Below are 14,226 nucleotides of genomic sequence, written 5' to 3' on the forward strand. Positions count from 1 at the left end.
CGGATCGCCAGGAGGACGGACGATGGGCATCGGCGGGATGTGGCGCGCGGCGGTTCTCGCGGGCGCGGTCTGGTGGGCGGGCGCGTTTCACGCACAGGCCGAGCCTGTCGCGTTGAGGACGCCTCAGGGCGTGCTCGTCGGCGAGACGACCGACCGCGCTCTGATCTTCCGCAACATCCCCTTCGCCGCGCCGCCGGTGGGGCCTCTGCGCTGGGCGCCGCCGCAACCTGCGACCGGCTGGGACGGCGAGCGCGACGCCGTCCGGCCCGGCCCCTCCTGCCCCCAGCCGATGAACGCCGACGGATCGCCCAACCTGGGCGGCGCCAACGGGCCGATGTCCGAGGACTGCCTGCAGCTCAACGTCTTCGCACCGAAGCTGGCGAAGCGCGCCCCGGTCATGGTCTGGCTCCACGGCGGGGGTCATCGCACCGGCGCCGGCTGGGTCTACGACGGCCAGAATTTCGCCCGCGACGGCGTGGTTCTGGTGGCGATCAACTATCGCCTCGGCGCGCTGGGATATTTCGCGCACCCCGCCCTGACGAAAGAGGCCGTACCGGTCCCTACGGGCAACTTCGGGCTCATGGATCAGATCGCGGCGTTGAAATGGGTGAAGGCCAACATCGCCGCCTTCGGAGGAGATCCGGGCAACGTCACGGTCTTCGGCGAGTCGGCCGGCGGAATGAGCACGCTGGCCATCCTGGCGACCCCAGGAGCGGGAGGCCTCTTCCACAAGGCCATCGTCCAGTCGGGCCTGGGCTGGTTTCCCCCGTCGTCCCTGGCCGCGCGCGAGGCGGCCGGCGTCGCCGCGGCGAAGACGCTCGGCCTGAACGAGACGGCCACGGCTGCCGAACTGCGCGCCCTGCCTGTCGAGGCGCTGGCGACGCTGGACGGCGACTATCAGCCCTTCGTGGACGGCCGGCTGCTCGAGCGCACGCCGACACAGGCGCTGGCGCGCGGCGGATTCGCCGACGTGCCCCTGATCATCGGCTGGAACTCGGGCGAGGATTCGCTCATGGGGCCGCGCGTGACGCCACAGCAGATCGCCCTGATCCCGCCGGCCGCACGAGCCGTCTACGCCGAGGAGGCGGCGGCCGGTGACGAACCGCTGGCCCGCGCGATCTTCACCGACCGGATGTTCGGCGGCCCGGCCCGCTGGGTGGCGGCGAACGCCGCGGCCGGGAAACCGGCGTGGCTCTATCACTTCTCGTATGTCGCCACGCGCATGCGCCCGCGCGTGACGACGGCCGCACACGCAGCGGAGATCCCGTATGTCTTCGAATACTGGGGCCGGCGCACGCCGATGAGCGTGGTCAGCGCCGAGGACCGGGCGATGGCCGACCGGATGCACGCCTGCTGGGTCAGCTTCGCACGGACCTCCGCGCCGGCGTGCGCAACCGAGGCCTGGCCGACGTACGACGCCCGCAACGACGCCCTGATGGAGTTCGGACGGGAGAGCGGCGTGCGCCGCAACTTCCGCAAAAGCCGGCTCGACGCCCAGACCGCGGCGGTGGTTCCGACGCTCGGCCTGAAGTGAACTCGACGATCCGCCGAGACGCCCGATTGGCAGCGGGGGCCGCATCGCGGTAAGCGGAGGCATGGCTGCTTCCGTCGTCATCGCCCCCTCCATCCTCGCGTCCGACTTCGCGCGCCTGGGCGAGGAGGTGCGCGCCATCGAGGCGGCGGGCGCCGACTGGGTCCACGTGGACGTGATGGACGGCCATTTCGTGCCCAACATCACCATCGGCCCCGACGTGGTGAAGGCGCTGCGCCCGCACTCGAAGCTGCCGTTCGACGTCCACCTGATGATCGCGCCGGCCGATCCGTATATCGAGGCGTTCGTGAACGCGGGCGCCGACTATGTCAGCGTGCACCCCGAGGCCGGGCCGCACCTGAACCGGACGCTGAAGCAGATCCGCAAGCTGGGGGCCAAGGCGGGCGTCGTGTTCAACCCGTCCACCGATCCCTCGGTGATCCAGTGGATGATGGACGAGATCGACCTGATCCTCGTCATGTCCATCAACCCGGGCTTCGGGGGGCAGACCTTCATGCATTCGCAGCTTCGCAAGATCGAAGCCCTGCGTCGGATGATCGACGCCGAGGGGCGCGACATCCCGCTCGAGGTGGACGGCGGCGTCACGCCCGATACGGCGCCGCTGTGCATCGCCGCCGGGGCCACGGCGCTGGTGGCCGGAACCGCCGTCTTCCGCGGCGGGGCGGAGATGTACGCCGCCAATATCGCCGCGCTTCGCGGTTGACCGGCCGGCGATGGCGGGAAGACCATCGCCGCGCCTTCCCGGGGGCGAGTTCGCCCGGGCGTTCGCGGTCGGCGCGGGTCGGATGCTGGCCGAGGAGTGGCGCGCGTCCGGCCCCTGGCGGTGGATGATCTCCGGGCCGCGCCCCGAGGGCTTCGCGATTCAGCCCCGCGACTTCCGCCCGGCCGATCCCGAGATCGGCCGCGCCATCCTGACCGGCGTGTTCGTGATGGAAGGCGCGACCCTCGCCGTCGGCGTGCGGGGCGACCCCTGGGACCGGCCCTGCCCCAGCCAGGCGTTCGCCCGGGCCCTGCACGGCTTCGAATGGCTGCCCCACCTTATGGCCGCCGGGCCCGAAGGCGCCGCCGAGGCGCTCCGTCTCGTTCTGGAATGGCGGCGGCTGTTCGGACGCTGGAACAGCTTCGCATGGAGCCCGGAGGTGATGGCCCGCCGGGTCCACAACCTGGCCTGTTTCGCGCCGAGGCTGTCGGCGCGGGCGTCCGAGGCCGAGACCGCGCAGATCGCCGCCGATCTGGCGCGGCAGGCGCGCGACCTGCTGTTCCCCGGCTCGGTGAAGACGGCGGCCCGGCGCTACGCCGCCGCAGCCGTGGCCGGCGCCGCCCTGCGCGGAAAGGCGGGCCGGCGGCTGCTGGGCAAGGCTCTGGACAGGCTGTCGCCCGCCCTGGACGCCGCCGTGTCGCCCGAGGGCGAACATGCGTCGCGCCGGGCCGACGTCTCGCTGGAACTGCTGTTCGACCTCCAGACCCTGGACGAGGCGCTGATCCAGCGGGGCCAGGCCGCGCCGGACGCGGTTCAGCGGGCCATCGACCGCCTGGCCGGCGCGGTCCGGTTCTTCACGCTCGCGGACGGGACCCTGGCGACCTTCCACGGCGGGCGCCGGCGCACGCCCGCCTATGTGGCCGCCGCCCGCGCCCAGGACGAGGCCGGCGACCGGCCGACCCCCGGCGAACTGGGGGGCTACCAGAGGCTCGACGCCCGCCGGGTGCAGATCGTCCTCGACGCCGGGCCGCCGCCGGGCGGACCCTGGGCCGCCGACGCCTGCGCCCAGCCCCTCGGCTTCGAGCTGCTCGTGAACGGCCGCCGCCTGTTCGGCGGTTTCGGCCGCGACATCGCCGACGGAGCGACGGTGGAGGTGGACCAGGCGGGGTTCGCACGCCGCCTGGCCGGCTGGCCCGCGCGCGTGCTGGGCGAACGGCTGGCGGACGCCGACTTCGCGGTGGACGTCGAACGGCACGGCGCGCCCGACGCGCTCTGGCTGGACGCGGCCCATCACGGCTGGGCCCGCCGCCACGGCCTGTTGCATCAGCGCCGGCTCTATCTGGACCTGCGGCTGGGCGAAGTGCGCGGCGAGGATCGCCTCACGCCCACGGCGCGCGCCCAGGGGCCGGACGGCCGCCATTTCGTGCCCTACGCCCTGCGCTTTCCCCTGGCCGAGGGCGTCCACGCCCTGGTTTCCCAGGACCGGCGCAGCGTCCTGCTCAGACTGGACGGCGAAAGCGGCGGATGGGTTTTGCGCAACGACGCCCTGGACGTCGCGCTGGAACCTCACCCGCGGTCCGGACGTCCCGGCGTGCAACTGGTTCTGCGCGGCCAGCGCCGCGCCGACTCCGGTGCGCGCGTGCGCTGGAAGCTGGCCCCTGCGGCGGGTTGAGGCGCCGCGATTGACGGGCGCCGCGGGGAGGCCTAAGCCCGCGCCATCCCGCGTGACTGGCGAATGAGGTGGGCGACCACCGGGGAGCGCGGCGACCATATCCTGCCGCTCGCCTGGGCATCTCTCTTGAACCCTTGAGGAGAATGCCGTGCCCGCCGCCCCAGACTTTCCGCCCGCCCCCGAAAAGGTCCAGGTCCGCCGCGCCCTGATCTCTGTCTCGGACAAGACCGGCCTGATCGAGGCGGCGACGCAACTCGCCGCGCTGGGCGTGGAGCTGGTGTCGACCGGCGGCACGCGGAAGGCCATCGCCGACGCCGGGCTGCCGGTGAAGGACATCTCGGACCTCACCGGTTTTCCCGAGATGATGGACGGACGGGTGAAGACCCTGCATCCCATCGTCCACGGCGGCCTGCTGGGCGTGCGCGACGCGCCCGAGCACAGGACGGCGATGGAGGCGCACGGGATCGGCGCGATCGACCTGGTCTACGTCAACCTCTACCCGTTCGAGGCCACCGTGGCCGCGGGCGGCGACTATGAGACCTGCGTCGAGAACATCGACATCGGCGGGCCGGCGATGATCCGCTCGGCCGCCAAGAACCACGGCTATGTCGCCGTCTGCACCGAGGCGGCCGACATGGCCGAGGTGCTGGCCGAACTGGCGAACGGCGGCGCGACGACGCTGGCCCTGCGCAAGCGGCTGGCGGCCAGGGCCTACGCCCGCACGGCGGCCTACGACGCGGCGATCTCGGCCTGGTTCGCCCAAGTGCTGGACACGGATGGCCCGCCCACCCGCAAGGCGATGGCCGGCGACCTCGTCCAGACCATGCGATACGGCGAAAATCCGCATCAGGCGGCCGCCTTCTACCGTTTCCCGAACCCGCGGATCGGCGTCGCCACGGCCCGGCAGCTCCAGGGCAAGGAGCTCAGCTACAACAACATCAACGACACCGACGCGGCGTTCGAACTGATCGCCGAGTTCGACCCCGCCCAGGGGCCCGCCTGCGCTATCATCAAGCACGCCAACCCTTGCGGCGTGGCCACGGGCGGCTCGCTGCTCGAGGCGTACGAGCGGGCGCTGGCCTGCGACCCGACCAGCGCGTTCGGCGGCATCGTGGCTCTCAACAGCCGCCTGGACGCGGCGACGGCGGCCAAGGCGCTGGAGATCTTCACCGAGGTGGTCATCGCGCCCGACGCCGACGACGAAGCCGTGGCCCTGTTCCGCAAGAAGAAGAACGTACGCCTGCTGGTGACCGGCGGCCTGCCCGACCCCCAGGCCCCCGGCGAGACGTTCCGCTCGGTGGCGGGCGGCTTCCTGGTGCAAGGTCGAGACACCGCCAGGCTGACCCCGGCCGACCTGAAGGTGGTGACCAGACGCGCGCCGACCGAGACCGAAATCCGCGACATGCTGTTCGCCTTCACGATTGCGAAGCACGTGAAGTCCAACGCCATCGTCTACGCCCGCGAGGGACAGACCCTGGGCGTCGGCGCGGGACAGATGAACCGCAAGGACTCGGCGCGCATCGCCGCGCTGCGGGCCGCCGACTTCGGCCTGGACCTCAAGGGCTCGGCCTGCGCCTCGGAAGCGTTCTTCCCGTTCCCCGACGGGCTGATCCAGGCGGCCGACGCCGGCTGCACCGCGGTGATCCAGCCGGGGGGCTCCATCGGCGACGACAAGGTGATCGCCGCCGCCGACGAACGCGGCCTGGCGATGGTCTTCACCGGCGTGCGGGTGTTCCGGCACTGAGCCGCGACGAGCGGGCGCGCCGGCCGGCGCGCCCGGGTCGCGTCGGTCAGGCCTTGGCGCCGAGACCGAGACGACGCGGCGTCGTGGGCGCCGGCTCGGCCTTGTATTCGGCGAGCGCCTCGTCCAGGCGCGCCAGCTCGGCGGTCAGCGCCTCGCGCCGGGCCTCCAGCTTGCGGACGGCGCAGTCGCGGCCACGGCCGTCGTCGTCCTCGATCATCAGCACCTCCTCAATGTCGGGGAGGGAAACGCCGGCCTTGCGGAGGCGGGCGATCCACTCCAGCCGACGACGGGCGGCGGGATCGTAGTAGCGGGCGTTCAGCCGGTCCCGGCGGGCCTCGACCAGGCCCTTTTCCTCATAGAACCGCAGGGCGCGGGCGGTCAGGCCATAGAGGCGCATGGCGCCGGCCATGCCGAGACGGGGAAGATGGTGGATGTTCTCGACGGTCATGGGCGTTGTCCGTTCGGGTGTCCGATCAAGCGTTCCTCAGGCGCCCGTCGACGCAAGCCTCACAGGACAGCGAATTTGCGCTGACACGGTGGAGGGCTCACGCTCGGTGAGGCGCAGATCGCAGGGAGCCTTGTTTTCCTTCGTATCTCAACTGAACTCGTGCGAAGAGTTGGCTCCGCTCGCCCGTCAGTTTGTGAAATTGTGAAATGCGCTACAAGCTGTTCGTCGGTCCGAAGGTACGCCAGCTTCGCGCGCGGCGGGGCTGGCGGCTGGAGGCCTGCGCCCAGAAGCTGGGGATTTCGGTCAGCTACCTCTCCCAGATCGAGGCCAACCAGCGGCCGGTCACCGACCGGGTGCTGGTGGGCCTGATCGAGACCTTCGAGGTGCCGGCCGCGACGTTCGAGGCCGACGAGGGCCAGCGGCTGGTCGCCGATCTGCGCGAGGCGGTGGCCGACACCGGGACGGGGGAGGAGCCCATCCCGCTCAGCGAGCTGCGTCAGATCGCCCAGCAGGCCCCGGCGCTCGCTCGCCGGTTCCTGGATCTGCACCGCGCCAATCACCGCCTGGCCGAACGCCTAAAGCTGACCGAGGAAGCCGTGTCCCTGGACGAGGCGACGGCGGCCAGTTCGCTCCTCCCCTACGAGGAGGTCCGCGACTTCTTCCACTTCAAGGACAACTACATCGACGCCCTGGATCGCGCCGCCGAGGATCTGGCCCAGGAGATCGGCCTCGACGCCTCGGGCCCGGCCGACATGCTGATGGAGATGTACCTACGCGAGCGCCTGGGGGTGCGCGTGCGCTACGGTCCCCTGGGCGACGTCATGCGGCGCTACGATCCCACCACCCACGAGCTCTGGCTGAACGCCAGCCAGCCGGCGGCGACGCGGGCGTTCCAGATGGCCTACCAGGTGGCCGTGGCCAACCTGTCCTCGGTCATCGAAGGCGAACTGGCGGAAGCGCGGTTCCGCAGCACCGAGGCCGTCGACGTCTGTCGGGTGGGCCTCGGCAACTACGCCGCCGGAGCCCTCATCACCCCATACCGGCGCTTCGCCGCCCAGGCGCGGGCGCTGCGCCACGACGTCGAGCAGCTCGCCGCCCATTTCGGGGCCAGCCTGGAGCAGGTGTGCCACCGGCTCTCCACCCTCCAGCGGCCCGGCCACCGGGGCGTCCCGTTCTACTTCGTGCGCCTGGACTACGCCGGCAACATCACCAAGCGCCACAGCGCCACGCGCTTCCGCTTCGCGCGCTTCGGGGGCGCCTGCCCGCTGTGGAACGTGCACGACGCCGTGGCCGCGCCCGACAGGTTTCTGGTGCAGGTGGCCGCCATGCCCGACGGCGTCCGCTATCTCTGCGTGGCGCGCGCCGTGGTGAAGCGCTCCGAGAACTATCTCACGCCCGACCGCCGCTACGTCCTGGGCTTCGGCTGCGAGATCGAGCACGCGCACGAGCTGGTCTATTCCGAAGGCCTGGACCTCAAGGGACCGGCCGCGCCCATCGGCACGAGCTGCCGGATCTGCGAGCGCAACGACTGCGCCCAGCGCGCCTTCCCGCCGGTGGACCGCCGCCTCAGCGTCCCCGCCCACGAACGCCGCACGGTCCCCTTCCGGCTGGGGAGCTGATCGGATGGCTCCGGCTCAGGACCCGTTACGGGCCGCCTGACCAGCCTTCCGTCGGCCGCCGGCGGCTTCGGCGGCGAGTTCGCGGAGCGCGGCGTTCGCGATGGTGAGCTTGGCGAAGGACCAGTCGCCCCCACCGGCCTCGACCTCCTCGATGGTCCGCACGGCCGCCAGCGCCGCATCCGACCGCAGCGCCGCCCAAGACGCCACGGCCTTGTCCGCCCGCTCGGGATCGTCGCCCGCCTGCGCGCCCCCCGCGAAGGTCATGATGGCCCGGGTGAGCTGCGCCTGTCCGGCCAGCAGATCCTCGATCAGGCGCCGAAGCGCCGTCCGCTCGAAGATATCGCCCGCCCTGAAGCCGCCGGCCGCGGCCCGCAGCCGGTCGAAGGCGAACGCCGCGCCGGTTGCGTAGTAGAGGCGCGCCACGTTCGGCAGCGGCCAGCTCGAAGCCTCGGCGAGGTCGACAAGGTCGGCGCCGTTGGTCAGCGGGCCGAGCACCGCCGCCGCCCGGGCATGGGCCTCGGGCGCGCCAGCCGCCGTCAGCGCCGTCACCTGGGCGTCGACGGCGGCGCGCTCGGCCGCCGACAGCACATCGGGCATCAGGGCGCGCAGGCTGTGGAACCCCGGGGCGTACCGCGCCTCCAGCGCGGCCACATCGAGCCCCTCGCGCCCCGAGCGCCGGGCGAGCCAGAAGGTGGCGCCCCGCAGCCCCGAGACCAGCCGACGGAAAAGGGCCATCTGGCCCGCCGCCGGAATCTTCAGGTCCAGCGCCTCCACGTCCGCCCAGAGCGTCTCGAAGCCCAGCGCCTGCTTGGCGGCTTCGTAGCCGGCGGTGAGCGCGACGACGTCGCACCCCGCGGACGTCATGGTGCGGGTCGGAAAGCTGGGTCCGCAGCGGTTGACCATGTCGTTGGCCACCACCGTCGCGATGATGTCGGGCCTGAGCCGGTGGGCGCGGATCGGCGCCTCCCAGGCCTTGCGCACCTTCTTGGGGAAATAGGCCTCCAGGCGCTGTTCCAGGAACGGGTCGGCGGGCGCCCGGCTGGCGACGATCATACGCTTCAGCTCCAGCTTGCCGTAGGCGAGCAGGACGGCGAGCTCGGGGCGCGACAGGCCGCGGCCCGCCTTGAGGCGCTCGGCGATCTTCGGCGCGTCGGGCAGGCCTTCCACGGCCCGGTCGAGGCGTCCGGCATGCTCCAGGTCGGCCATGAAGCGCGCATGCGGGTCGAGTTCGCCGACCGTGTCCATCTCCAGCAGCGACAGCGCCAGGGTCTGTTCGTAGTTGTGACGAAGGACATGGGCGGCCACGTCGTCGGTCATCGCCTTCAGGATCGTGTCGCGGCGGCGGCGGGTGAGCTGGCCCTGACGTTCCAGCATGCCGGCGGCGATCTTGATGTTCACCTCGTGGTCCGAGGAATCCACACCCGCCGAGTTGTCGATCGCGTCGGTGTTGATACGCCCGCCCGCTTCCGCGAACTCGATGCGGCCGGCCTGCGTCAGCCCCAGGTTCGCGCCCTCGCCGACCACCTTCACGCGCAACTCGTCGCCGTTGACGCGCACGGCGTCGTTGGCCTTGTCGCCGGCGTCCATCTGGGTCTCGTGACGCGCCTTCACATAGGTGCCGATGCCGCCCAGATAGAGCAGCTCGGCCGGCGCCTTGAGGATCAGGTTGATGACCTCGGCGGGCGACAGCGCCTCGGCCTGCGTCCCAAGGAAGGCGCGGACTTCGGGGCTGAGCGGAATGGATTTCAGAGACCTGGCGAAGACGCCGCCGCCCTCGCTGATCCTGGCCCGGTCGTAATCGTCCCACGAGGACCGCGGCAGGGCGAAGAGGCGCTCGCGCTCGGCGTAGCCGGCCGCCGGGTCGGGGTCGGGGTCGAGGAAGACGTGGCGATGGTCGAAGGCGGCCTGCAGGCGGATCTGGCGCGACAGCAGCATGCCGTTGCCGAACACGTCGCCCGACATGTCGCCGCAGCCGACGACGGTGAAGGGCTCGGACTGGATGTCCTTGCCCATCTCGCGGAAGTGACGCTTCACCGCCTCCCAGGCGCCGCGGGCCGTGATGCCCATCGCCTTGTGGTCGTAGCCGGCCGACCCGCCCGAGGCGAAGGCGTCGCCCAGCCAGAAGCCGTAGGATTCGGCCAGTGCGTTGGCGATGTCCGAGAAGGTGGCCGTGCCCTTGTCGGCCGCCACCACGAGGTAGGGATCGTCGCCATCGTGGGCGATCACCGCGTCGGGACGCACCACCTTGCCGGCGGCGTCCAGGTTGTCGGTGAGGTCCAGCAGGCCCGACAGGAAGGTCGTGTAGGCGGCGATCGCCTCGGCGCGCACCGCCTCGGGTGAGCCGCCCTTGGGAAGCTGCTTGGGATAGAATCCACCCTTCGAGCCCACCGGCACGATCACGGCGTTCTTGACCTGCTGGGCCTTCACCAGCCCGAGGACTTCGGTGCGGAAGTCGTCGCGCCGGTCGCTCCACCGCAGGCCGCCGCGGGCCACCGGGCCGAAACGCAGGTGGACGCCCTCGACCGCCGTGGACCAGACGAAGATCTCGCGGAACGGCTTGGGCGCCGGCAGGTCGGCCAGCACGCCGCTGGCCACCTTGAACGAGATATAGGGTTTGGGCGCGCCGTCGGGCGCACGCTGGTAGAAGTTGGTGCGCTGAATGGCGCCCACCAGCAGGGCCAGGCGGCGCAGGACGCGGTCGTCGTCCAGGCTCTCGACGGCCTGCAGCGCCTGGACGATCTCGTCCATCACCGAGGTGGCCTGGGCCTGGCGCGCCTCCAGCCCGACCGCCAACGCGGGGTCGAACCGGATGCGGAACAGGTCGAGGATCAGCCGGGTCACGCCGGGATGGTTCGACAGCGCCTCTTCCTGCACCCGCTGCGACGGGTCGAGCCCCGACTGCTGGCGGTATCGCGCCAGAGCCCGCACCAGGGCCACGTCGCGCCAGGGCAGCGACAGCTCCATGACCAGCCGGTTGAACCCGTCGTTCTCGGTGCGCCCGCTCCAGACGGCGGCCACGGCGTCCTCGAAGACGCCCTTGAGTTCGGCGAAGATCAGGTCCCCGCCCCGCGGATCCTCGATCTCGAAGTCGTGGACCCAGACCGTCTCACCGTCGGCCGGCGTCACCGCGAACCCGGCCTCGGCCATCGCCTTCAGGCCCATGTTCTCCAGGATCGGCAGCACCTCGGCCAGCGGCGCGGGCTGGCTCTTGCGGTAGAGTTTGAAGCGGAACTGAAGGGCGTTGTCGCCGTCCGTCCGGTAGGCCCGGACCCGGATCGACGCATCGCCGAACCGGTCCAGCACGGCCAGGTCGGCCAGGGCCTCGCCTGCATCGAAGCGGTCGCGGTAGCCCGCCGGGAACGCGTCGCGATAGCGGGCGACGGTTTCGCCCACGGTCTCCGGGTCCTGGGCGCCGGCGCGCACCGCGGCTTCGAAGCGATCTTCCCAGGTGCGCGAGGCCTCGGCGATTTCGGCCTCGACGCGGCTCAGGTCCGGGGCCCGGTGATGGCCCGGCGTGAACCCGATGATGAAGTGAACCCGGGCGAGCGGCGTGTCGTTGAAGCTGGGGTAGTAGGCCGACAGGCGGCCGCCGTACGCCGCGGCCAGGATCTCGCCCGCCCGCTTCCGAAGATCGGAATCGTAGCGGTCGCGCGGCACGAACAGCAGGATCGACGCGAAGCGGTCGAAGGGGTCCTTGCGCTCGAACAGACGCACGCGGGGGCGATCCGACAGGTGCAGGACGCCCAGCGCGATCCGCAGCAGATCGTCCTCGCTGATCTGGAAGAGTTCGTCGCGCGGATGGTTCTCGACGATGTTCTTGAGGCGCTTCTCGTTGTAGCTGCCGGGCGCCGCGCCGGCGCGGGCGAGGACACGCGCCACCTTCTCCCGGACCAGCGGAACGGTCCCGGCGGGCTGGTCGTAGGCCTCGGCGGTGAACAGGCCCACGAAGCGCACCTCGCCCGAGGGACGACCGTCGGCGCCGTACCGCTTGACCCCCACATAGTCCATGTAGCCACGGCGGTGGACGCGGCTCTTGACGTTCGACTTGGCGATGGTGAGCGCCGGGTCGCGGACGATACGGTCCTTCATGGCGCCCATCAGCACGGCCGGCTCGTTGGCGCGCCGCAACACCGTGCGGTCGGGATCCCGCAGGACGCCCAGGCCATCGGTGGGCTGGTACAGCGGCTCGGCGGCCGCGTAGTCGCCGTTCTTGAGGCGGGGATACTCGTAGACGCGGGCGCCCAGGAACACGAAGTGCTGGGCGTGCAGCCACTCCAGGAAGGCCACCTCGTCGGGACGCGCCTTGCCCGACGCCCGAAGCTCCTCGACCGTGCGGCCCATCAGATCCAGCATGGCGGGGAAATCGTCCACCGCGGCGCGGACGTCGGCCAGGGTGTCCTTGACCCCCTCGATCAGCGCGGCCTCTCGGTCGACGCCGATCGGCTCGAGCATCACGGCGATCATCGACTCGCGGCGCGGCGTCCCGCCCGGGGCGCGATAGCCGGCGCGGTCGCGGGCCACCTCGACGATGGGGTGGAACATGGCCCGCACGTTCAGGCCCTGGTCGGCGATCTCGCCCATGACGCTGTCGACGAGGAAAGGCGCGTCGTCCTGCACGATCTCCAGCCGGTCGAGCTCGGCGTCCAAAGCGGGGGCGATGCGCACCTGAGGACTGCGGCCCCGCCGCCGCCCGGCGAAGCGCCAGACCTCGGCGAGGTTGCGCGCCAGGCCCGCAGCGCCGAGCTCGGCCAGCTCGTCGGGTTCGGCGTCGGCAGCCACCTGGCGGGCGAACGCCTTGACGCCGACGGCCTCGGGATCGTCTCGCAGCTCCGCCAGCAGGGCGCGAGAGAGGGCCAGGCCTACGCGGGGCGGATCGCCGGCGGACGCCGTGCGGGGCGAAGTGTTGCGGGTCTTGGCCTGAGGTTTGCGGCTCATCGGACGGCGCCCGCTGTGAAACGGCCCCCCCCGGATGCGAGAACGCCGCCGGAGGAGAGTGTCCGGCGGCGCGTGGTTCCGCCGTGGGGGAGCGGCGGAACGCGGGGTGCTCGCTGCGCCCGCGGGGTTGGGGGACGGGCGCACCTGTCGGACGAACTCGCCGTCCGACACGCTTCATGTAGGAATGCGATCCTCACGATTGAAGCCCCTGCTCTCAAGAACTTGATCGTCGCCTGGCGGGCGGCTTGCGGGCCGGCCTGGATGCTCTGGTCGCCTTGGCCACTTCCTCCGGAGCCGGCTCCGTTTCTCGCCGCAGCTCGCCGGGATCGCCGTCCTCGGACAGGATCACCGCGATCCAGCGCGTGCCCGCGAACTGCGCGAGGATGACCATCATCACCGTGGTCAGCGGCGTCGACAGGAAGGCGCCGGTCAATCCCCAGACGACCGTCCAGAACGCCAGGGCGAGCAGCAGCACGATGGGGTCGATATTGAGGCTCCGGCCCTGCATCCGCGGCAGGACGACGTTGCCGACGAAGGTCGTGACCGCCTGCAGGACCACGAACAGGACGATCGCCTGCCAGAGGGTGTCGAACTGGAGCAGGGCGAAGATCGGCGGCGCGGCGACGGCGATCACCCCGCCCACGAAGGGGATGTAGGAGGCGATGAAGATCAGGATCGCCCAGAAGAGCGCGTTGTCGAGGCCCACCGCCACCATCGCCAGCCAGGAGGCGACCGCGATCATCAGGCCGGTGACCGTCTGCACCCACAGGTACTGCTCGACGCCGTTGCGGATGCGCAGGAAGGCCGAAACCGCCTCCTGCCGCTCGTCCCGCGTCGCGAACAGGTGGATGGCCTTGCGCTCCCAGCCGCGCCGGGAGGCCAGGATGAAGCCCAGGTAGACCAGCACGAAGACGGCCGTGGAGACGAAGCTCTGGAGGCTCTGGGCGACCTGGCCCAGGTAGCTGGCGGGATTCAGCTCCTGCACGAGCTGGGTCAGGGACGGCGGGGCGTCCATGCCGGCCAGCGCCGCCAGCCGCGCGATGAGACCGTTGAGCTTCGGCGCGTAGGCGACGAGCTGGGTCGCGAACGAGGTGGCGTTGTCGGCGATGAAGAACGCCGCGGCGCCGAAGATGAACACAGACAGCACGATCGCCAGCGGCATGGCGAACCGCTTGGAGACGAAAGGCGCCCGCTGTTCGAGCACGCGGGCGAAGCTGTCGATCATCACCGCGAGGAAGAGCGCGAGCGCCAGCGGCGTCAGGATGTCGGAGAGGACGTAGAGGATCGTCCCGCAGGCGATGGTCGCCAGGATCACCACGGCGTTGCGGGAAACGGCGTCGGCCGTCGGGGGGCCTTGGGCTGGCATCGGCGCTCTCGTTCGACTCGGCGGGACTTTCGGCGGCGCCGCAAGTGACGTCAAATCGGGTTCGCTCTACCCTGGTTCCCATCGGGTTTGGAGGTATTTTGCCACGGGCGTGCAAAATCCGGCACGAAGCGTCACCTTAGGCTGGCGCGCGATCCTCCGGTTTCTCCGTTGATCTGGGGGCGAAAAACAC

At 71.2% G+C, this 14,226-nt stretch carries 8 protein-coding genes and 1 riboswitch; of the genes, 5 read left to right on the plus strand and 3 right to left on the minus strand.

Annotation, left to right across the window (positions count from 1 at the left end; genetic code table 11):
- The first annotated feature begins 22 nt into the window (after positions 1–22).
- The 4 genes from ABS78_RS05195 (at position 23) to purH (ending at position 5,668) form a co-directional block, all read left to right on the plus strand.
- Positions 23–1,534 carry a carboxylesterase family protein gene (locus ABS78_RS05195; RefSeq protein ID WP_293375732.1) on the plus strand — a complete coding sequence of 504 codons (1,512 nt, stop codon included), beginning with the start codon at positions 23–25 and terminating at the stop codon, positions 1,532–1,534.
- 61 nt (positions 1,535–1,595) lie between these two features.
- Positions 1,596–2,255, plus strand: coding sequence for a ribulose-phosphate 3-epimerase (gene rpe / locus ABS78_RS05200; RefSeq protein WP_293375734.1), 660 nt, complete (start codon positions 1,596–1,598; stop codon positions 2,253–2,255).
- A gap of 10 nt (positions 2,256–2,265) precedes the next feature.
- Positions 2,266–3,924, plus strand: coding sequence for a heparinase II/III family protein (locus ABS78_RS05205; protein WP_293375736.1), 1,659 nt, complete (start codon positions 2,266–2,268; stop codon positions 3,922–3,924).
- Between the two features lie 42 nt (positions 3,925–3,966).
- A riboswitch (ZMP/ZTP riboswitch) is annotated at positions 3,967–4,050 on the plus strand.
- Between the two features lie 22 nt (positions 4,051–4,072).
- Entirely contained in the window at positions 4,073–5,668 is a 1,596-nt protein-coding gene (purH, locus tag ABS78_RS05210) for a bifunctional phosphoribosylaminoimidazolecarboxamide formyltransferase/IMP cyclohydrolase (protein WP_293375738.1), read from the plus strand.
- A 46-nt stretch (positions 5,669–5,714) separates the two neighbouring features.
- Here the strand turns inward: purH and ABS78_RS05215 are convergent, their stop codons facing one another.
- Positions 5,715–6,116 (minus strand): MerR family transcriptional regulator, encoded by a 402-nt coding sequence (locus ABS78_RS05215; protein ID WP_293375740.1) that lies wholly within the window; start codon positions 6,114–6,116, stop codon positions 5,715–5,717.
- A 206-nt stretch (positions 6,117–6,322) separates the two neighbouring features.
- Here ABS78_RS05215 and ABS78_RS05220 point away from each other — a divergent pair, with 206 nt between their 5' ends.
- Positions 6,323–7,735: a short-chain fatty acyl-CoA regulator family protein gene (locus ABS78_RS05220; RefSeq protein WP_293375742.1), complete on the plus strand. Its 1,413-nt coding sequence runs from the start codon at positions 6,323–6,325 to the stop codon at positions 7,733–7,735.
- 15 nt (positions 7,736–7,750) lie between these two features.
- On the opposite strand, the gene ABS78_RS05225 is transcribed toward ABS78_RS05220, so the two are convergent.
- Both ABS78_RS05225 and ABS78_RS05230 read right to left on the minus strand, forming a co-directional pair.
- Positions 7,751–12,670, minus strand: coding sequence for an NAD-glutamate dehydrogenase (locus tag ABS78_RS05225; protein WP_293375744.1), 4,920 nt, complete (start codon positions 12,668–12,670; stop codon positions 7,751–7,753).
- Positions 12,671–12,884: 214 nt separating this feature from the next.
- Positions 12,885–14,036, minus strand: coding sequence for an AI-2E family transporter (locus tag ABS78_RS05230; RefSeq protein ID WP_293375746.1), 1,152 nt, complete (start codon positions 14,034–14,036; stop codon positions 12,885–12,887).
- Between the last annotated feature and the right edge of the window lie 190 nt (positions 14,037–14,226).

Origin of the sequence: Phenylobacterium sp. SCN 70-31 (assembly GCF_001724605.1) — a bacterium.
Taxonomy (GTDB): Bacteria; Pseudomonadota; Alphaproteobacteria; order Caulobacterales; family Caulobacteraceae; genus Phenylobacterium.